Source organism: Klebsiella sp. HC6 (assembly GCF_022605325.1).
GTDB classification, from domain to species: Bacteria; Pseudomonadota; Gammaproteobacteria; order Enterobacterales; family Enterobacteriaceae; genus Klebsiella; species Klebsiella terrigena.
Genome location: NZ_CP093276.1, coordinates 2,670,132 through 2,690,518, shown reverse-complemented (window position 1 = coordinate 2,690,518; position 20,387 = coordinate 2,670,132). Strand labels below are relative to the sequence as shown.

12 protein-coding genes and 1 pseudogene are annotated in these 20,387 nt (G+C 60.5%); 9 read left to right on the top strand and 4 right to left on the bottom strand.

The genetic code is table 11. The features are described from left to right. Positions 1-242 precede the first annotated feature (242 nt). The 5 genes from ygeW (at position 243) to arcC (ending at position 6,367) form a co-directional block, all read left to right on the top strand. Entirely contained in the window at positions 243-1,430 is a 1,188-nt protein-coding gene (ygeW, locus tag MMW58_RS13105) for a knotted carbamoyltransferase YgeW (RefSeq protein ID WP_159236999.1), read from the top strand. Between the two features lie 60 nt (positions 1,431-1,490). Continuing rightward, entirely contained in the window at positions 1,491-2,690 is a 1,200-nt protein-coding gene (dpaL, locus tag MMW58_RS13100) for a diaminopropionate ammonia-lyase (RefSeq protein ID WP_241723555.1), read from the top strand. A gap of 62 nt (positions 2,691-2,752) precedes the next feature. Continuing rightward, complete coding sequence (locus MMW58_RS13095) at positions 2,753-3,964, top strand: YgeY family selenium metabolism-linked hydrolase (protein ID WP_159237001.1); 1,212 nt, start codon at positions 2,753-2,755, stop codon at positions 3,962-3,964. A 51-nt stretch (positions 3,965-4,015) separates the two neighbouring features. Further along, complete coding sequence (gene hydA / locus MMW58_RS13090) at positions 4,016-5,422, top strand: dihydropyrimidinase (protein ID WP_159237002.1); 1,407 nt, start codon at positions 4,016-4,018, stop codon at positions 5,420-5,422. Between the two features lie 12 nt (positions 5,423-5,434). Beyond that, positions 5,435-6,367 carry a carbamate kinase gene (arcC, locus tag MMW58_RS13085; RefSeq protein ID WP_133599477.1) on the top strand — a complete coding sequence of 311 codons (933 nt, stop codon included), beginning with the start codon at positions 5,435-5,437 and terminating at the stop codon, positions 6,365-6,367. A gap of 83 nt (positions 6,368-6,450) precedes the next feature. Here the strand turns inward: arcC and MMW58_RS13080 are convergent. Then, positions 6,451-7,230: pseudogene (locus MMW58_RS13080) on the bottom strand (XdhC family protein); the annotation flags it as partial. 661 nt (positions 7,231-7,891) lie between these two features. Between MMW58_RS13080 and ygfK the strand changes: the two are divergent. Together ygfK and ssnA are read left to right on the top strand one after the other, a co-directional pair. Continuing rightward, a complete protein-coding gene (gene ygfK / locus MMW58_RS13075) occupies positions 7,892-10,996 on the top strand; it encodes a putative selenate reductase subunit YgfK (RefSeq protein ID WP_241723554.1) in 3,105 nt (1,034 codons plus the stop codon). After that, positions 10,993-12,327 carry a putative aminohydrolase SsnA gene (gene ssnA, locus MMW58_RS13070; protein ID WP_241723553.1) on the top strand — a complete coding sequence of 445 codons (1,335 nt, stop codon included), beginning with the start codon at positions 10,993-10,995 and terminating at the stop codon, positions 12,325-12,327. Before ygfK ends, ssnA begins: the two co-directional genes overlap by 4 nt. A 477-nt stretch (positions 12,328-12,804) precedes the next feature. Here the strand turns inward: ssnA and MMW58_RS13065 are convergent, their stop codons facing one another. Further along, positions 12,805-13,281 (bottom strand): 4Fe-4S dicluster domain-containing protein, encoded by a 477-nt coding sequence (locus tag MMW58_RS13065; RefSeq protein WP_133599471.1) that lies wholly within the window; start codon positions 13,279-13,281, stop codon positions 12,805-12,807. After that, a complete protein-coding gene (gene ygfT / locus MMW58_RS13060; protein WP_241723552.1) occupies positions 13,278-15,218 on the bottom strand; it encodes a formate-dependent uric acid utilization protein YgfT in 1,941 nt (646 codons plus the stop codon). The genes MMW58_RS13065 and ygfT overlap by 4 nt, the downstream gene beginning before the upstream one ends. 413 nt (positions 15,219-15,631) lie before the next feature. Here ygfT and MMW58_RS13055 point away from each other — a divergent pair, with 413 nt between their 5' ends. Together MMW58_RS13055 and fdhF are read left to right on the top strand one after the other, a co-directional pair. Next, positions 15,632-17,077: a nucleobase:cation symporter-2 family protein gene (locus MMW58_RS13055; protein WP_241723551.1), complete on the top strand. Its 1,446-nt coding sequence runs from the start codon at positions 15,632-15,634 to the stop codon at positions 17,075-17,077. A 240-nt stretch (positions 17,078-17,317) separates the two neighbouring features. Then, the gene (gene fdhF / locus MMW58_RS13050) at positions 17,318-19,465 is read left to right on the top strand and encodes a formate dehydrogenase subunit alpha (RefSeq protein ID WP_241723550.1); all 2,148 of its coding nucleotides are present in this window, start codon (positions 17,318-17,320) and stop codon (positions 19,463-19,465) included. A 114-nt stretch (positions 19,466-19,579) separates the two neighbouring features. On the opposite strand, the gene MMW58_RS13045 is transcribed toward fdhF, so the two are convergent. Beyond that, complete coding sequence (locus MMW58_RS13045; RefSeq protein WP_133598038.1) at positions 19,580-20,350, bottom strand: DeoR/GlpR family DNA-binding transcription regulator; 771 nt, start codon at positions 20,348-20,350, stop codon at positions 19,580-19,582. Positions 20,351-20,387 lie beyond the last annotated feature (37 nt).

Here is a 20,387-nt window from a genome sequence, read left to right as displayed (position 1 = left end):
AACCTGCTTTCGCCCGCATCCGAATAAGACCGTGAAGTTATTATTACCCCTGACCACCTGAAGCTATATTTCGTGACAACCCTCGCATAATTATCGCCACTTCCCCCAGTTACGCCTGAGGCTGAATGAACTGGCATGCTTATTGTTAGGAGAAATATAGCGCTGGCAGTCGCTATTGCGTCACCACCCTTTTCCGACCGCACAGCAATCATTAAGCCGTCACTCACCCCAGGATTTAAAAAATGAAAACTGTTAACGACCTGATTAAGGATATCAACAAGCTAGATTCGCATCTTCATCAGAAGGACTTCCTGCTGACGTGGGAGCACTCCCCGGATGAGCTAAAACAGGTGCTGGACGTTGCGGCGGCATTAAAAACCCTGCGCGCGGAAAATATTGCCACCAACGTATTTAACAGCGGTCTGGGCATTTCGGTTTTTCGTGACAACTCAACCCGCACGCGCTTTTCCTACGCCTCGGCGCTGAACCTGCTCGGCCTTGCGCAGCAGGACCTGGACGAGGGTAAATCGCAGATTGCCCACGGCGAAACCGTGCGTGAAACCGCCAACATGATCGCCTTCTGCGCTGACGCTATCGGCATCCGCGACGACATGTACCTTGGCGCCGGCAACGCCTATATGCGCGAGGTGGGCGAAGCGCTCGACGACGGCTATCGTCAGGGCGTGCTGCCCCAGCGCCCGGCGCTTATCAACCTGCAGTGCGATATCGATCACCCAACCCAGGCCATGGCCGACCTCGCCTGGCTGCGGGAGCATTTCGGCTCGCTAGAGGAACTTAAAGGCAAAAAAGTCGCCATGACCTGGGCCTACTCTCCGAGCTACGGTAAACCGCTCTCGGTCCCGCAGGGCATCATCGGCCTGATGACCCGCTTCGGTATGGATGTCACCCTCGCCCACCCGGAAGGCTACGATCTGATCCCCGACGTTATCGAAGTGGCCAAAAACAACGCCGAGGCCTCCGGCGGCAGCTTCCGCCAGGTCACCAGCATGGAAGAGGCCTTCAAGGATGCCGACATCGTCTACCCGAAATCCTGGGCGCCCTACAAGGTCATGGAAAAGCGCACCGAACTGCTGCGCGCCGAGGATCGCGACGGACTGAAGGCTCTGGAAGCCGCCTGCCTGGCGCAGAACGCGAATCATAAAGACTGGCACTGCACCGAAGAGATGATGGCGCAGACGAACGGCGGCGACGCGCTCTATATGCACTGTCTCCCCGCCGATATCACCGGCGTCTCCTGCGCCGAGGGCGAAGTCAGCGAAGCGGTCTTCGAAAAATACCGCATCGCCACCTATAAAGAAGCGAGCTGGAAGCCGTACATCATCGCCTCGATGATCCTCTGCCGTAAATATGCCAAACCCGGCCTGCTGCTGGAGCAGCTGCTGGACGAAGCGCAAAAACGAGTCAAATAACCCCTCAGGCCGGCCGCTGGCCGGCTCTCTCCCTCACGTCATGAAGGATAAGGAAAGAGTATGTCTGCTTTCTCATTGAAAATGGATATTGCCGATAATCGGTTTTTTAACGCCACGGGCTCGCCGCTTTTTTCCCGCCAGCAGGCGCAGCAGGCGCGCCGCTTCCATCAAAAAATCGCCGGCTATAAGCCCACGCCGCTGTACGCCCTCAACGACCTTGCCGACCTCTTTGGCCTCGGCCGGATTCTGGTTAAGGACGAATCGCAGCGCTTCGGCCTGAACGCCTTCAAGATGCTCGGCGGCGCCTGGGCCATTGCGCAGCTGCTGTGCGAAAAATATCGCCTGGATATCAACGAGTTTTCCTTCGACACGTTCAGACCCGACATGACGGAGAAAATGACCTTCGCGACGACCACCGACGGCAACCACGGCCGCGGCGTGGCGTGGGCCGCGCAGCAGCTGGGGCAGAATGCGGTGATCTATATGCCAAAAGGATCGGCCCAGGAGCGCGTCGACGCCATCCGGCGGCTCGGCGCCGAATGCATCGTCACCGAAATGAACTACGACGATACCGTGCGCTTCACCCTGCAAACGGCGCAGCAAAACGGCTGGGAGGTGGTGCAGGATACCGCCTGGGAAGGATATACCCGCATCCCGACCTGGATTATGCAGGGCTACGCCACCCTCGCCGACGAAGCGGTCGAGCAGATCGCGTCCATGGGCATTGCCCGCCCCACTCACGTGTTCCTGCAGGCCGGCGTCGGCGCCATGGCGGGAGGCGTGCTGGGCTACCTCGTGGACGCCTATGGCGCCAACAATTTGCATTCGGTGATTATCGAACCCGAGCTGGCCGACTGCATCTACCGCTCCGGCGTTAAGGGCCAAATCGTCAACGTCGGCGGCGAAATGGCCACCATCATGGCCGGCCTCGCCTGCGGTGAGCCCAACCCGCTGGGCTGGGAAATTCTGCGCAACTGCGCAACCCAGTTTATCTCCTGTCAGGACGCCATCGCCGCCCTCGGGATGCGCGTGCTGGGTAACCCTACCGGCGGCGATCCGCGGGTGATTTCCGGCGAGTCCGGCGCCGTCGGGCTCGGGGTGCTGGCCGCCGTACATTTTCATCCCCAGCGCGAAGCGCTGATGCACAAGCTCGGGCTGGACAGCGACTCCATCGTGCTGGTCATCAGCACCGAAGGTGACACCGACGTGAAGCACTACCGGGAAGTGGTCTGGGAAGGCAAACACCCGGCAGCACGATAGGCCTCAGCATACTTTTCAACTCATCCCGCGCGGCGGGAAAATCAGAACCGGAGAACCAAGCCATGGCTAAGCATATTCCATTCAAACTGATCCTCGAAAAAGCCAACCATTACCAGCAGGATATGACGCGTTTTTTACGCGATATGGTGGCCATACCCAGCGAAAGCTGCGACGAAAAGCGCGTCGTCCAGCGAATAAAAGAAGAGATGGAGAAGGTCGGTTTCGACAAAGTTGAAATCGATCCGATGGGCAACATCCTCGGCTATATCGGCCACGGCCCGCGCCTGGTGGCAATGGACGCGCATATCGACACCGTGGGCATCGGCAATATCAAAAACTGGAATTTCGATCCCTATGAAGGCATGGAGACCGACGAGCTGATCGGCGGACGCGGCACCTCGGATCAGGAAGGCGGCATGGCCTCGATGGTGTATGCGGGAAAAATCATTAAGGACCTGGGCCTCGAGGATGACTATACCCTGCTGGTGACCGGCACCGTTCAGGAAGAGGACTGCGACGGCCTCTGCTGGCAGTACATCATCGAGCAGTCCGGCATTCGTCCCGAGTTCGTGGTCAGCACCGAGCCCACCGACTGCCAGATATACCGCGGCCAGCGCGGACGCATGGAGATCCGCGTCGACGTCCAGGGGGTCAGCTGCCACGGCTCGGCGCCGGAGCGCGGCGATAACGCGATTTTCAAAATGGGGCCGATTCTTAACGAACTGCAGGAGCTCTCCCAACGCCTGGGCAATGACGACTTCCTCGGCAAAGGCACCCTGACCGTTTCGGAAATCTTCTTTACCTCACCAAGCCGCTGCGCGGTTGCCGACAGCTGCGCCGTTTCCATCGACCGCCGCCTGACCTGGGGAGAGACCTGGGAAGGCGCGCTGGACGAAATCCGCGCCCTGCCGGCGGTACAAAAAACGGGGGCGCTGGTATCAATGTACAACTACGACCGCCCTTCCTGGACCGGCCTGGTCTACCCCACCGAGTGCTACTTCCCAACCTGGAAAGTGGAGGAGAACCACTTTACCGTCCAGGCGCTCAGCAACGCCTATGAGGGCCTGTTTGGCAAAGCGCCGGTGGTCGATAAGTGGACGTTCTCGACCAACGGCGTGTCGATCATGGGCCGCCACGGGATCCCGGTCATTGGCTTTGGCCCCGGCAAAGAGCCGGAAGCCCACGCCCCGAATGAAAAAACCTGGAAATCGCATCTCGTGACCTGTGCCGCAATGTATGCCGCCATCCCGCTGAGCTGGCTGGCAACAGAATAGTGATTATCCGCAATACCTCCCGCCGCCAGCGACGGGAGTCTGGAGCTTTTTATGCGCGTACTGATTAAAAATGGCACCGTCGTCAACGCTGACGGCCAGGCAAAACAGGACCTGCTGATTGAAAACGGCTTAATCAGTCAGCTGGCGGCAGACATCACCGTGGAGCAGCCCTGCGAAATAATTGACGCCGAGGGATGCTACGTAATGCCTGGGGGCGTGGACGTCCACACGCATTTTAATATTGATACCGGACTCGCCCGCAGCTGCGATGATTTTTTCACCGGCACCCGCGCCGCCGCCTGCGGGGGCACAACGACCATTATCGATCATATGGGCTTCGGGCCAGCCGGCTGCCGGCTGCGCCACCAGCTTGAGGCCTACCACGGCTACGCCGCCTACAAAGCAACCATCGACTACGGCTTTCACGGCGTGATCCAGCATATCAACCACGCCATTCTTGATGAGATCCCGCTGATGGTTGAGGCGGGGATCAGCAGCTTTAAGCTCTATCTCACCTACCAGTACAAGCTTAACGATGACGAGGTTCTTCAGGCGCTAAAGCATCTGCATCACGCCGGAGCGCTCACCACCGTCCACCCGGAAAACGATGCCGTGATTGCGCAAAAGCGCGCCGAATTTCTCGCCGCCGGCAAAACCGCGCCGCGCTATCACGCCCTGAGCCGTCCGCCGGAGTGCGAGGCCGAAGCCATCGCCAGGATGATCAACCTGGCCCAGCTTGCCGGCAACGCCCCGCTGTATATCGTGCACCTCTCTAACGGGCTGGGGCTCGATTATCTGCGCCTTGCCCAGGCGCGCCGGCAGCCGGTTTGGGTTGAAACCTGCCCGCAGTATCTGCTGCTCGACGAGCGCTGCTACGAGCGCGACGACGCGCTGCAGTTTCTGCTCAGCCCGCCGCTGCGCAACGCCCGCCACAACGACGCGCTGTGGTGCGGCATCGCCGATGGCGCCATCGACGTGGTGGCAACCGACCACTGCGCCTTCTCCATGGCCCAGCGACAGCAGCTATCCGGCGGCGACTTTAGCCGCTGCCCCAACGGCCTGCCCGGAGTTGAGAACCGCCTGCTGCTGCTGTTTTCGCACGGCGTGATGAGCGGCAGGATCTCGCCGGAGCGCTTCGTATCGCTCGTCAGCGCCACTCCGGCCAGGCTGTTTGGCCTCTGGCCGCGAAAAGGCGTGCTGGCGCCCGGCGCGGATGCCGATGTGGTCATTATCGACCCGCGACGAACCACCACCATCCGCCACGAGCAGCTCCACGACAACGCCGACTACTCGCCGTGGGAGGGATTTATTTGCCAGGGCGCCATCCGCCAGACGCTGTCTCATGGCCGGGTGATATTCAGCCACGGCACCTTTACCGGCAGCGCCGGGCAAGGCCGATTTATACGCCGTAACCCTTTTTCAGCCGCGCCGGATTTCGCGCGCGACGCACGCTTTTAAAGAGAGGAATTGATGAGTAAGAAAATTGTTCTCGCCCTCGGCGGCAACGCCTTAGGGGACGATCTTGCCGGACAGATGCAGGCGGTGACGCAAACCGCGCAGGCAATTGTTGACCTCATTGCCCAGGGGCATCAGGTCGTGGTGACCCATGGCAACGGCCCGCAGGTCGGGATGATCAATCTGGCCTTCGAAGCCGCCGCTAAAACCGAGGCCCATACCCCGATGCTGCCGATGTCGGTCTGCGTCGCCCTCAGCCAGGGATACATTGGCTACGATCTGCAAAATGCGCTGCGCGAGGCGCTGCTTGCCCGCGGAATGCAGGTTCCGGTCGCCACGGTGATCACCCAGGTGGAGGTTGACGCCGCCGATGAGGCCTTCCGCGATCCGAGTAAGCCCATCGGTTCATTCTTCAGCGCAGCGGAGGCCAAAGTCCTGACCCGCCAGGGCTACACGCTGAAAGAGGATGCCGGGCGCGGCTATCGGCGGGTGGTAGCCTCGCCGGAGCCCGTCGATATTATCGAAAAAGAGACGGTGAAGGCGCTGATGGATGCCGGACAGGTGGTGATTACCGTCGGCGGCGGCGGTATTCCGGTGGTCCGCGAGGGGAACCACCTGCGCGGGGTGAGCGCGGTCATCGATAAGGACCGGGCCAGCGCCAGGCTCGCCGCCACGATCGATGCCGATATGCTGATTATCCTTACCGCGGTGGAAAAAGTAGCCATCAACTTTGGCCAGGCCAATCAGCAGTGGCTGGACCGGCTCTCGCTGAGCGATACCGACCGCTTTATTGCCGAAGGCCATTTCGCCAAAGGCTCCATGCTGCCGAAAGTCGAGGCCGCCGCGGCCTTTGCCCGCTCCCGGCCGGGGCGCCGGGCCTTAATTACCATGCTGAGCAAGGCCCGGGAAGGGATAGAAGGCAAAACGGGAACCCTGATTGAAGGATAGCCCGCGGCCCCTCTCGGCTCTCGCGGGGGGGCACATCATGCGGTCTCCAGCGTTTTCTGTCCCTCACTATCCTGATATGCGGGCATCATCAGGCCGCCGGGAGCCTGGTTTTTGATCTGCAGGATCTCGGCCAGGACGCTGACCGCAATCTCGTGCGGCGTTTCGGCGCCAATGTTGTAGCCCACCGGCGCATGGAGACGCGCAATATGCTCTTCCGCCACCCCGCTTTCCCGCAGCTGGCGTAAAAATACCTGCACCTTGCGGCGGCTGGCCAGCAGCCCGAGCCAGGCCACCGGCCGGTCGATCAGCTTATCCAGCGCTTCCCGGTCTTTATTATTCGTGGCGATAAGGACAAAATCATCCGCACCCACCGCCAGCCGCTCAACGGCCGCGGCAAAGCTTTCGGCATGCACAAGCCGGGCGTTCGGCGGAAACAGCTGCGGATCGAGGCTGGCAGAATGGATATCGGTGACGACAATATCAAACCCAAGCAGCGCCGCGCCCTGCGCCACGGCGCGATTGACATGCCCGCCCCCGACCAGCACCAGCCGCGGCCGCTGGCAGTGGACGCTGATAAACACCGACATCGCCCCGCCGCAGTCGGAACCTACGGCATCCGTACCGCTGCGCGCCATCCGGCCGTGAAACATGCGCGAGGCCTTTTCAGCCATCGCCTCCAGCGCTTCATCGATGACCTTACGTTCGACCATCCCGCCGCCGATGGTGCCGATAATGGTTCCATCAGCGCGGATCAGCATCTGCGCTGAGTGTCTGGGCGTTGAGCCGCGGCTCTCGACAATCTGCGCCAGCGCAAACGGGCAGTTCTGTGCTTCAAGCCTTGCGGCTTCTGAGAAAATATTCATAACAACCTCAATGGCAATTCCGGTGGTCAGCCCGGGCGGGCCGGGTCCTGTACTCTGCACTGCGTCATCGGCGGGCTGGCCGCGTTTTCTCACTTTGAGACTGCTGATGTCCCCCCCCATCGGCGACATCCTGCCGGCGGGCCTGCGGCGGCGGACGGCGTTGACGGCAGCGGCCTAACGCCAGAGTGGAGTATGCAAGGTTCATGCTCAGCCGCGCCTTTTAGGCCAGATTCGTGAACCGGGTCGCGGAAGCGGGGTCAGACGGACGGCTTTATTTGCCGGCGGCGCGTCGTTATTCATTTGGCGGATTCATTTAGCGCAATAGTTTGCCCGTTTAATAATAAAGCCGCACAGCAAATATTATCATTGTGATAGCTCGTCGATAATTTTTAACGCTATTCTCCCCGCGCGTTATTGAGTGATTTTAATTCTCATTTAAACAGGTGCTCTCACGACAATAACGTCGTCAACTTTAGAGTTCCTTCACAAATTTATGCCTAATCCTGCCGCCGGTTAAATAACTGGTGCGAATGTTGCTGTTCCTTTCCCATCCGTCGGAATGAATACGCCGCCCGCTATTTTTCTACCGATCCGGCAGCCTTGAAAATAGCGTGCTCGTACCGGCAACGTTGATCGCATACATGAATCTAAGGAGAGGGTTATGGGTGATATTATGCGTCCCGTCCCGTTTGAGGAACTTTTGACGCGTATTTTCGATGAGTACCAGCATCACCGTTCAATATTCGGCATTCCGCAGCAGCAGTTTTATATCCCGGTAACGTCGAGGCGCCTGAGCGTATTTGGCGAGAGCTGCGCCACGCCCATCGGCCCCGCCGCCGGGCCGCACACCCAGCTGGCGCAAAATATCATCACCTCATGGCTTACCGGCGGAAGGTTTATTGAGCTGAAAACCGTGCAGATCCTCGACCGCCTTGAGCTGGAAAAGCCCTGCATTGACGCCGAAGATGAATGTTTTAACACCGAATGGTCCACCGAATTTACCCTGCTCAAATCCTGGGATGAATATCTGAAAGCCTGGTTTATCCTCCACCTGCTGGAGGAGATATTCCCCTTCACGCCGTCAAAATCCGGCAAGTCGTTTATTTTTAATATGAGCGTCGGCTATAACCTCGAGGGCATTAAGCAGCCGCCGATGCAGCAGTTTATCGACAATATGATGGATGCCGGATCTCATCCGAAATTCGCGCAGTATCGCAATACGCTTTATCGCTGGACGCATAGCGACCGCTTTGCGATCGGCAATCAGCTTGAGGACATTCGTCCGCAGCTGGCGACGCTGGCCCAGCGCATCCCGAGCCGGCTGGTGAGCGGCGTCACGCTCTCGACCATGCACGGCTGTCCGCCCGATGAAATCGAGGCCATCTGCCGCTATATGCTGGAAGAGAAAGGGCTGAATACCTTTGTGAAGCTCAACCCGACGCTGCTTGGCTACCCGCGCGTACGCGAAATCCTCGATACCTGCGGCTTTAGCTACATCGGCCTGAATGAAGAGTCCTTTGACCACGATCTGAAAATCGGCCAGGCGCTGGAGATGCTGCACCGCCTGATGGCGCTGGCGAAGGAGCGCAATCTGGGTTTCGGCGTCAAGCTGACCAACACCCTTGGGACGATCAATCGCAAAGGGGCGCTGCCCGGCGATGAGATGTATATGTCCGGCCGCGCGCTCTTCCCTCTCGCCATCAACGTAGCCGCCCTGCTGTCCCGCGAATTTGACGGCAGGCTGCCCATCTCCTACTCCGGCGGCGCCAGCCAGCTGACAATCCGCGAGATATTTGAAACCGGGATCCGCCCGATTACCATGGCCACCGACCTGCTAAAACCGGGCGGCTATCTGCGGCTAAGCGCCTGCATGCGCGAGCTGGAGCAGGCCAGCGGCTGGGATTTACAGCAGGTGGACGTCCCGCGCCTCAGCGCGCTGGCCGAAAAAGCCATCAGCATGGAGTACACCCAGAAACACTGGAAATCGCCGGACCGCATCGAGGTCCCAGAGCCGCTGCCGCCCACCGACTGCTACGTCGCGCCCTGCGTGAGCGCCTGCGCGATTAAGCAGGATATCCCGGAGTATATTCGCCTGATGGGCGAGCAGCGCTATGCCGACGCGCTGGAGCTTATCTATCAGCGTAACGCCCTGCCGGCGATTACCGGCCATATTTGCGATCATCAGTGCCAGAGCAACTGCACCCGCCTCGACTACGACAGTTCGCTCAATATCCGCGAGCTGAAGAAAATCGCGCTCGAGAAAGGCTGGGAAGAGTATCGGCGGCGCTGGCACCGGCCGGCCGGCTCCGGCTCGTTGAACCCGGTGGCGGTGATCGGCGCGGGCCCCGCAGGGCTTGCCGCCGGCTACTTTCTTGCCCGGGCAGGGTACCCGGTAACCCTGTTTGAACGAGAAGCCAACGCCGGGGGCGTGGTGCGCAACATCATTCCGCGCTTCCGTATTCCCGGGGAGCTGATTCAGCACGATATCGATTTTGTGGTCAACCACGGGGTGAACATCGTCTACGGCTGCGATCCGCAGCTGACGGTGGAGAAGCTTCGCGGCGAAGGCTATCGCTACGTGCTGGTCGGCACCGGTACCGACAAAAACAGCGGCGTCAGCCTCGGCGGCGACAACCGCAACGTGCGAAAATCGCTGCAGTTTTTACGCGAATACAATCGCGGAGAGACGCTGAGCCTGGGGAAACAGGTGGTGGTCATCGGGGCGGGCAATACCGCCATGGACTGCGCCCGCGCCGCGCTGCGGGTACCCGGCGTGGAGAAAGCAACCATCGTCTACCGCCGCTCTCTGCAGGAGATGCCGGCATGGCGCGAAGAGTATGAAGAGGCGCAGCGCGACGGCGTCGCGTTCGAGTTTCTCAGTAATCCTGAACAATTCTACGCCGACGGGACGCTCACCGTCCGGGTGATGGCGCTCGGCGACGCCGATGAGAAAGGCCGCCGTCGCCCGCTGGCTACCGGCCAAACCCGCACCCTACTGGCGGATACGGTCATTACCGCCATCGGCGAACAGCAGGACGTTGCGGCGCTGGCGGCGATGGGCATTCCGCTGGACGACAGCGGCTGGCCGGCGGCGAATCCTACGGGCGAAACCGCGCTGCCGGGGGTATTTCTTATCGGCGACGTTCAGCGCGGCCCGTCGTCCATCGTCTCGGCGATCGGCAACGCCCGCCGGGCAGCGGATGCGATTCTGGCGCGAGAGAATATTGCCAACCACCATCAGCATAAGCGGTGGAACAACGTCGATCCGGCGGATATTTACCAGCGCAAAGGGACTATCGCCATCGCTGAGGTGGCAAGGGATCGCCGGGAGGCGTTCGTAGCTCAGGAGGCGGAGCGCTGCCTGGAGTGCAACTACGTGTGCAGCAAATGCGTGGACGTATGCCCAAACCGCGCCAACGTCTCAATCGCCGTGCCGGGATTCCAGAACCGCTACCAGACGCTGCACCTCGACGCCTACTGCAACGAATGCGGCAACTGCGCGCAGTTCTGCCCGTGGCAGGGCAAGCCCTACAAAGACAAAATTACCGTCTTTAGCCTGGCGCAGGATTTCGCCAACAGCAGCAACCCCGGCTTCTTCGTCGAGGACGACAGCGTTCACGTCCGGCAAAACGAGCACACCTGGCTGCTAAAAATCGACGATAGCGGCCATATCGCTGACGTTCCCCCTGCCGTTACCGATCTTTGCCGCATCATTAGCCACGTTCATCTTAACCACCGCTACCTGCTGGGAGGCGTCGAAGTATGAGTATCTTAATTCTGAAGAATGCCACCGCCGCGCAGCTCTATCCGGCGAAGGTCATGGAAGGTATCGATATCGCGATTGAAAACGACGAAATTCTCGATATTGCTCCGGGGCTCGCTCAGCGCTATCCCCAGGCCAGGGTCAAAGAGATGCACGGCCGGCTGGTGATGCCGGGGATGGTCTGCGCGCATAACCACTTCTATTCCGGCCTGTCGCGCGGGATCCAGGCCACTATCCCCTCCAGCCCCGATTTTATCTCGACGCTGAAAAATCTGTGGTGGCGCCTCGACCGCGCGCTGGACGAGGAGTCGCTCTACTACAGCGGGCTGATTTGCGCCATGGAAGCCGTGCGCAGCGGCTGCACCGCGGTGATTGACCACCACGCCTCTCCCGGCTATATCGCCGGGTCGCTCAGCCAGCTGCGCAGCGCCTTTATGCGGGTCGGCCTGCGGGGAATGACCTGCTTTGAGACCACCGATCGCAACGGCGGGCTTAAGGAGCTCCGGGCCTGCGTCGAGGAGAATATTCGCTTTGCCCGCGAAGTCGACAGCGCCCGGGAGATGGGCCGCGAACCCTACCTGGTTGAGGCGCACATCGGCGCCCATGCCCCCTTTACCCTACCGGACGAAGGGCTGGCGATGCTCGGCGAGGCGCTGCAGGCCACCGGCCGCGGTCTGCATATCCATGCGGCGGAGGATCGTTACGACGTTAGCCATAGCCATCATCGCTACGGTAAAGACCTGCTGGTCAGGCTGGCGGAGTTTAACCTGATTGACCGCAGGACGCTGGTTGCCCACGGCCTGTACCTCTCCGATGAAGATATTGAGATCCTCAATTCTCAGGATGGGTTCCTGGTGCATAACGCGCGCTCCAATATGAACAACCACGTTGGCTATAACCAGCGGCTGGTGGACTTCCGCAACCTGGCGCTGGGCACCGACGGCCTGGGCTCTGATATGTTTGAAGAGCTGAAGTTTGCCTTCTTTAAGCACCGCGACGCCGGCGGGCCGCTGTGGCCGGACGGCTTTGCCCGCGCCTTAAGCAACGGCAACGAGCTGCTCGCCCGCAGCTTTAACGCCCGCTTTGGCCGCCTCGAGGCGGGATACAAAGCCGACCTGACGATTTGCGACTATCCGTCGCCCACGCCGCTTATCGCCGAGAATATCGCCGGGCATATCGCCTTTGGCCTCGGCAGCAGCCACGTGCATAGCGTGATGGTCAACGGCGTGATGATTTACGAGAACCGGCGGTTTAGCTTCGATCACCAGCCGCTCTTTGCCGAGGCTCAGAAAGCGGCGATGAAGATGTGGGCGCGGATGGACGCGCTGCCTTAGGGCGGCGCCAGAGCGGGTAGTCCACCAGGCCTCAAGCCGGTCAGCAGCATCGCTGACCGGCTTTTTTACCCCCTGACTCAACCACAATGATGAACGTCCAGGTGGCGAAAAGGCGTGCAGCGGGGCCCCGGCTCCCCGCTGAAATCGGCGAACCGAAGGCCGAAAGACAAGGGCTGGCCGCCAGGGATGGCGGCAAGAGGCGAATCGAGACAGGAGCGAGCCCCGGAACGGGCGAGCAGGTCGAGTTGAGCCGACCGCAGGCTGCAGGCCGGGAGGTGAGCGCAGTGCGCAGCACCGATTTCCGTGCGGGACCGCGGGGATTGTTAAGGGGAAGACGGTTATCTTCCCCTTAACCCGGTCACCTGGCGCCGGGGCCGCATGTTCTGCCAGGCGTCCGGTGAACGGAACACCTCCCCGCTGGCCCGCATGAAAGCTGCTTCTCACCCGCCGGGCGGTCGGGGAACGCTCCGCAGAGATCTATATCCCCGGCGCGCTGGCGGCGGTCTCCTGGCGCCGTTTGAGCAGCGCCGCCAGCCGCTCGCCGGTCATCACGCTCAGCGCCGCGGTCGGGCAAACCGCCACGCAGGCAGGACCGCCCTCGCGGTTCGCGCACAGATCGCATTTGATAATCAGCGGCGGATGCGCGGCGACGATCTCCACGGTGATGGCCCCAAAGGGGCAGACCACCGCGCAGCTCTGGCAGCCGATGCAGCGCGACGCATCCGCCTCAACCCGATCCTCTCCCATGCTCAGCGCCGCCACCGGGCAGGCCGCCACGCAGGGGGCATTCTCGCACTGATGGCACACTACCGGTACGCTAAGGCTATCGAGACGCTGGACCTTCAGACGCGGCTGAAACATGGCCGCGGATGTGGAATGCTCCAGCGCGCAGGCGACCTCGCAGGTCCGACAGCCGATGCAGGCCTCCGCGCTGGCGATAATAAAACGGGTCATAGGCTCTCCTTTCGCTTAAACAGGCCAAGCATCTCTTCCGCCGCCCGTCGCCCGGCGGCCATTGCGGTCACCACCAGATCGGCACCGTGTACCGCGTCGCCGCCGGCAAAAACTTTATCATTGCGGGTCTGCGTGCTGGCCCGGCCCTCGCCGCCCGTGCAGATTTGCCCCCAGCGGTCGAGGTCGATCCCGTGACCGCGCAGCCAGGGCATATCGTGCGCCTGGAAGCCAAACGCCATCACCAGCACGTCGGCCGCCAGCTCAAACTCGGAACCGGCCACCGGGCGCGGGCGACGTCGCCCGTCAGGCCCCGCCTCGCCCATTTCGGTACGGATCATGCTCACCGCGCGCACCGCCCCTTTACGGGTGCGGAGGATCCGCTGCGGCTGGACGTTAAACTGAAACGCCACGCCCTCTTCCCTGGCGTTGACCACCTCTTTTTTCGAACCCGGCATGCTCGGCTCATCCCGGCGATAGGCGCAGGTCACGCTCGCCGCGCCGCGTCGAACGGCGGTGCGCAGACAGTCCATCGCCGTATCGCCGCCGCCGAGCACCACAACGTGCTTACCCTCGATATCGGTGAGCGGATACTCCCCGGACGCCTCGAGTCCCATGACTTCGCGGGTGCTGGCAATCAAAAACGGCAGCGCCTGAATCACTCCCGGGGCATCTTCCCCCTCCAGGCCGGCGGCCATCAGGCCGTAGGTGCCGACGCCGAGGAACAGCGCATCGTAGTCGGCCAGCAGATCGGCGAACGCCACGTCGCGCCCCACCTCGTGGTTAAGATGGAACTGAATGCCCATGGCGCTGAAAATCTCTCTTCTCACCGCCAGCACGCTCTTATCCAGCTTAAACGGTGGAATACCGAAGGTCAGCAGGCCGCCGATTTCCGGATGCCTGTCGAAAACGTCGACCTGCACCCCCGCGCGCGCCAGGATATCGGCGCAGCCCAGGCCCGCCGGCCCGGCGCCAATCACCGCCACCCGCTCCTCACGAGGGCTGACGTCCCCTGCCTGCGGCCGCCAGCCCATCGCCAGCGCGCTATCGGTAATATAGCGCTCGAGATTGCCGATGGTTACCGCCCCGCCCTGCGCCTTCATGGTACAGGCCCCTTCACACAGTCGGTCCTGCGGGCAGACCCGGCCGCAGATTTCCGGCAATGAGCTGCTTTGATGGCACAGCTCCGCGGCCTCGATAATCTTTCCTTCATTCACCAGGCGAATAAAATCCGGGATGGCGTTATGCAGCGGACAGGTCCAGTTACACCACGCTTTCTGCGCGCAGTAGAGGCAGCGATCGCTCTCATATTCCGCCGCACCGGCGCCGAGTGGGTGATAGATCTCCGCGAAATGCGCCTTGCGCTCCTCGGCGGCGATCTTTTGCCCCCCCACGCGCGGCGGCTTACGCAAGAAGGCCGAACGCCGGTCGTCGCCCCGCATCCGCACCGGCTGACCCTGGGCGGCACGGGCCTGCCTTTCACGACGCAGCTGGTTTAGCCCGGATTCATCCATCAGCCGCAGCGCCTCGGTGGGGCAGCTGCTGACGCAGGCCTGCAGGCCCGACGGATGCTGGTGACAAAGATCGCATTTCTGCGCCAGCTGCGGCGCATCCTCGCCGGCGGCCACCATCTCGATCGCGCCAAAGGGACAGGCAACGGCGCAGTTTTTACAGCCGATACACGCCGCCGGCTTAAGCTGGATGCTGTCGTTGGCGAAACAGAGCGCCCGGGTCGGGCAGGAGGCAACGCAGGGCGCATCGTTGCAGTGACGGCAGGTGGTCACTCGGCTGACGCCGCGGTGAGAAACCAGGTGGATACGCGGAAGAAAATCATGCCGCCGCTGCGGCCAGCAGTCCTCGCTGTGGGCGACAGCGCAGGCCACTTCGCAGGCGTGGCAGCCGATGCAGCTCGCAGCGTCGGCAACAATAAATCGGTTCATTGGCTTCCCTTGTTATTATTCCGAAATTGACAAGGGGTCGCGATGCAATAATCAGGCGATTTTTACATTCTCAATCGTGGCGAGCTTATTTTTGCGAGCAGCCTCAAAAAAATATCGCCTTCATCCGGCATAAATATCAGGGAGGCGCGCCTCAGAATCATATTGTGAGTCAGAATGATTATATCCCTCTCATTATGAGACGCTATTTTCTCCACGGCGTTTTTTCTCCCGCCGCTCGCCGCCGTTACCGCCTCTTTCTGTGATAGTCGACTCATTTCAACATTATTTTTCCGGCAGGAATTAAAACTGGCACTGCCTAAGCATAGGTAATAGCGAGCTTTGCACTCTCTCTATTCACCCCCCTTCCCGGTTGGCTCCTGAGCCCGCCGTTGGATATTAAGGAGAAATACATTATGAGCGCCATTGATTCTCAACCACCATCGGTCACTGGTAGCCCCCACACAATTGATGAGGTGGATCGCGTCTTATCCCCGGGGAAGCTGGTCGTTCTTGGTTTGCAACACGTTCTGGTTATGTATGCCGGCGCCGTCGCCGTCCCTTTAATGATTGGAGACCGGCTGGGGCTAAGCAAAGAAACGGTCGCGCTGCTGATCAGCTCCGATCTGTTTTGCTGCGGCGTCGTTACCCTGCTGCAGTGTATCGGCGTCGGGCGTTTTATGGGCATTCGCCTGCCGGTTATTATGTCGGTGACCTTCGCCGCCGTGACGCCGATGCTGGCCATCGGCATGAATCCCGATATCGGACTGATGGGTATTTTCGGCGCGACGATTGCGGCCGGAATAATAACCACCCTGCTGGCGCCGCTGATCGGCCGATTGATGCCGCTTTTTCCCCCGCTGGTCACCGGCGTCGTCATCACGTCCATCGGCCTGAGCATTATGCAGGTGGGGATCGACTGGGCGGCCGGAGGGAAAGGTAATCCGGAATACGGCAGCCCCATCTATCTGGGCATTTCGTTTGCCGTACTGCTGTTTATTCTGCTGGTCACCCGCTTTGCCAAAGGCTTTATGTCTAACGTCGCCGTACTGTTAGGCATCGTTTTCGGCTTCGGCCTGTCGATGATGATGAACGAGGTTAACCTCAACGGCCTGCATGACGCCCACTGGTTCGCCGTGGTCACTCCGCTGGCCTTAGGTGCGCCCGTCTTCGATCCGATATCAATCATCACGATGACCGCCGTCATGATCATCGTTTTCATTGAATCAATGGGGATGTTTCTGGCGCTTGGCGAAATTGTCGGCCGCAAGCTGACGCCGCAGGATATCATTCGCGGCCTGCGCGTTGACGGCATCGGTACCCTGTTTGGCGGGCTGTTTAATAGCTTTCCGCACACCTCCTTCTCGCAGAACGTGGGCCTGGTCAGCGTCACCGGCGTCCATAGCCGCTGGGTCTGCGTCGCATCTGGCGCCATTCTGATTATCTTTGGCATGGTGCCCAAGATGGCGGTGCTGGTGGCCTCTATCCCGCAGTTCGTGCTGGGCGGTGCGGGGCTGGTCATGTTCGGCATGGTGCTGGCAACAGGGATACGCATTCTCGCGCGCATCAACTACTCCACCAATCGCTACAACCTCTATATCGTCGCCATCAGCCTTGGCGTCGGCCTGACGCCAACGCTGTCGACGCAGTTTTTCTCTAAATTCCCCGAGGTACTGCAGCCGCTGCTGCACAGCGGGATCATGCTGGCTACGTTTAGCGCCGTCACCCTGAACCTGTTTTTCAACGGCTACAACAAGCACACCGGGCTGGTGCCGGAAGCCCAGGGGACGCATCGCGCGCCGCGCACGGTGCGCATGTGGTTATTAATGCGCAAGGTTAAAAAGCAGCAGCATGAGGAGTAGCGCTGAACGGTGCGGTATCGGGGTGGCCCGCTGCCGCGTTTCATTTTGCAAATAAGCACAACAGCTTCCGGAGAAAGCACCATGCTACTTCGCCTGACCCTCGCCGCAACCCTGCTGCTGATGTTGAGCTTTCCGGCTGTACGAGCGGCTGTCGATCTCGCTATCAGCAGCCGGTTTGGTTTTTTTTTGCTTTTTTAATCGCGACCTCGCTGCCGCATGATTGAAAGGAGTCCCGTCACAATGAAAATGGTAACAACCGTGTGCCCCTACTGCGCGGCCGGCTGTAAGATAAGGCTGGTGACCGAAGAGGGGCAGATTATCCGCGCCGAGCCGGCGATGGGCAAAAATAACCGGGGAACCCTGTGTCTGAAGGGCTACTACGGCTGGGACTTTATTAACGATACCCAGATCCTCACCCCGCGCCTGAAAACCCCGATGATCCGCCGCCAGCGCGGCGGCAGGCTGGAGTCCGTCTCCTGGGACGAGGCCCTCGACTACGTTGCCACCCGCCTCAGCGCGATTAAAGAGAAGTACGGCCCGGATGCCATCCAGACCACCGGCTCCTCCCGCGGCACCGGGAATGAAACCAACTATGTGATGCAAAAATTCGCGCGCGCCGTTATTGGCACCAATAACGTCGACTGCTGCGCTCGCGTCTGACACGGCCCATCGGTTGCAGGTCTGCACCAGTCGGTCGGTAACGGCGCTATGAGCAATGCCATCACCGAGATCGATAATACCGATCTCGTGTTTATCTTCGGCTATAACCCGGCCGATTCGCATCCTATCGTGGCGAATCACGTGATTAACGCCAAACGCAACGGGGCGAAGATTATCGTCTGCGATCCGCGCAAAATTGAAACCGCGCGCATTGCCGATATGCATATTGCCTTGAAAAACGGCTCCAACATCGCGCTGCTCAACGCCATTGGCCACGTCATTATTGAAGAGGATCTCTACGATAAATCCTTCGTCGCCAGCCGCTCGGAAGGCTTCGGGGAGTATCGCAAAATCGCTGAAGGCTATACGCCGGAGTCGGTGGAAGAGATAACCGGCGTCAGCGCTCAGGAGATCCGCGCCTGCGCCCGGATGTACGCCAGCGCCAAATCCGCCGCCATCCTGTGGGGCATGGGCGTCACCCAGTTCTATCAGGGCGTGGAAACCGTGCGCTCGCTGACCAGCCTGGCGATCATGACCGGCAACCTCGGCAGGCCGAGCGTCGGGGTCAACCCGGTGCGCGGGCAGAACAACGTCCAGGGCGCCTGCGATATGGGCGCCCTGCCGGATACCTATCCGGGCTACCAGTACGTTAAGTTCCCGGAAAACCGGGAGAAGTTCGCCAAAGCCTGGGGCGTGGAGAGCCTGCCGGCGCACGCCGGCTACCGCATCAGCGAGCTGCCGCACCGGGCGGCGCACGGCGAAGTGCGGGCGGCCTATATTATGGGCGAAGATCCGCTGCAGACCGATGCCGAACTCTCGGCGGTGCGCAAAGCCTTTGCAGAGCTTGAGCTGGTTATCGTGCAGGATATTTTCATGACCAAAACCGCGGCGGCGGCGGACGTCATCCTGCCGTCCACCTCGTGGGGCGAGCATGAAGGCGTTTATACCGCCGCGGACCGCGGCTTCCAGCGCTTCTTTAAGGCGGTGGAGCCGAAGTGGGATCTGAAAACCGACTGGCAGATTATCAGCGAGATCGCCACCCGAATGGGCTACCCGATGCGTTACCGCAACACCCAGGAGATCTGGGACGAGCTGCGCCATCTGTGTCCGGACTTTTACGGCGCCACCTACGAGAAGATGGGCGAGCTGGGCTACATCATGTGGCCGTGCCGCGACGAATCCGCCGCCGACCAGGGGACCTCTTATCTGTTTAAAGAGCGGTTCGCTACCCCCAACGGGCTGGCGCAGTTCTACACCTGCGACTGGGTTGCGCCGATCGACAGGCTCACCGCGGAATATCCGATGGTGCTCTCAACGGTGCGCGAAGTCGGCCACTACTCGTGCCGCTCGATGACCGGTAACTGTGCGGCGCTGGCGGCGCTGGCGGACGAGCCGGGCTATGCGCAAATCAATACCGCCGACGCCGCGCGTCTGGGTATCGAGGATCAGGCGCTGGTGTGGGTTAACTCGCGTAAGGGCCGCATCATCACCCGTGCGCAGGTTAGCGATCGGCCGAATAAGGGGGCGGTGTATATGACCTACCAGTGGTGGATTGGCGCCTGCAACGAGCTGGTGACCGAGAACCTGAGCCCGATAACCAAAACGCCGGAGTACAAGTACTGCGCGGTTAACGTTGAGCGGATTGCCGACCAGCGCGCCGCCGAACGGTACGTGATTGATGAGTACAGTAAGCTGAAAGCCCGCCTGCGCGAAAGCGCGATGGGCTAAGTCAGACCGTTTCCCGGGTAGCGGCGTAAACGCCCTGCCCGGGCAACGAGATCGTCGAGAATTTGTCGCATCCAGGGAAAGGAAGCGCAGGTTTCAGCATACGCCGGCCGGGGATTACACCGTATAAATGCGGATGTCGTGCTCGCGAAACGTGGCGCTATACTCGCGGCTGACGTTCTCTTCCACCACCAGCACATCGATAGCGCCGCTTTCAACCACCACAAAGCGGGCCACCGCCGGGATCTTGTCAGACGTCAGGCCAACGATAATTTCGCTACACTGCCCGATCACCGCTTTCTTAAATTCGCAGTCCGCGTAGTCAAAACCCGTCAGGCCGGACTCCGGCGCCATCGCGCAGCCGCCGATAAACCCCTGGTCAAACAGAATCCCCTGCAGCTGCGCAACCGCCGAGGTGCCGACGCATCCCCCGGATGCCCGCTGAATCTGTCCGCCGAGGATAACCACGTCATACAGCGGTTTTTTTAGCAACACGGCGGCAATTTCCGGCGAGTTGGTGACCACCGTCAGCGCCAGCTCGGCGGGTAGGGCCTCGGCCATCGCCAGGTTGGTGGTGCCGGTATCGATAAAAATGCAGCCGCCGGGCTTTACCAGCCTTGCGCATTGCTGCGCGATCCTGAGTTTTGTTGCCGTATTTTTATCTTTGCGTTCGCTATAGTCACCGGCCTCCGGCAGGTTCATCACCGCCCCACCGTAGACCTTTTTGCAAAAACCACCTTTGCTAAGCTCATGTAAATCACGACGAATTGTGTGTTCCGAGACGTTCAGCCTGGTCGCCAGTTCGGCGCAAACCACCCTGCCGTTCTCCTGCAGGATCTGGCAAATGAGCGCTTGTCGCTGCTGAGGGAATGCTGCATAATCGAGCATGTAACATCCTTTTAATTGAGTAATCGAGCATTAGTGA